Genomic DNA, 799 nt, shown 5'->3' with positions numbered 1-799 from the left:
TTTGGTCACCGGGGTGTTGGCTTCGCCGCCGCTGGCACTGGCGGTGAGCGTCACCATGGCCGGGGCGAGGTAGCTCGCGCCGGCGGCCGGTGCGGTCAGGCTGACCGTCGGTGGGGTGTTGGTGCCGGTGACGGTGATCGTCCGTGCAGCACTGGTGGTGACGCCGCCGGCGCTGTCGGTGGCCCGGGCGGTGAGGGGGTAACTGCCGGCCGGGACGTTGCTCCAGGGGACGGTGTAGGGGCTGGCCGTGGCGGTGCCGATCAGCGTGGTGCCCTGGAAGAACTCGACCTTGCTGATCGGGGTGTTGACCTCGACGCCGCTCGCCGTGGCGCTGAGCGAGATATTGGCCGGGGCGAGGTAACTGGCGCCGGCCGCCGGCGCGCTGAGACTGACCGTCGGTGGGGTATTGGTCGCGTTGACGGTGATCGTGCGCGCGGCACTGGTCGTCACTCCCCCAGCGCTGTCGGTGACCCGGGCGGTGAGGGGGTGACTGCCGGCCGGGACGTTGTTCCAAGTGAAGGTGTAGGGGCTGGCGGTGAGCGTGGCGAGAACAGTGGCGCCGTCGAGGAACTCGACTTTGGTCAGCGTCGTGCCGGCACTGGCGATGGCGATGGCGCTGACGGGGACGCTCGCCGGGGCGAGGTAGACGGCCCCGGCGGCCGGCGCGCCGAGACTCACCGTCGGGGCGGCCCAGGCCGGCGGAACCAGGCCGATCAGGACGAGCAGCAGGAAGGGGGCGAGGCGGCGCAGGGCTTGACGGAGGTTGGGCATGATCGTTCTCCCCTGCGCTAGTGAATGA

1 protein-coding gene is annotated in these 799 nt (G+C 71.1%); it reads right to left on the bottom strand.

What is annotated here, in order from left to right; translation table 11 throughout:
* Positions 1–771, bottom strand: a 771-nt coding sequence (locus CAPSK01_RS23210) for an Ig-like domain-containing protein (RefSeq protein WP_273703775.1), incomplete at its 3' end; no start/stop codon positions are given.
* Positions 772–799 lie beyond the last annotated feature (28 nt).

The organism is Candidatus Accumulibacter vicinus, assembly GCF_000584955.1.
Taxonomy (GTDB): Bacteria; Pseudomonadota; Gammaproteobacteria; order Burkholderiales; family Rhodocyclaceae; genus Accumulibacter; species Accumulibacter vicinus.
The sequence above is the reverse complement of the archived record's forward strand: the minus strand, read 5'-3'. Positions and strand labels throughout refer to the sequence as shown.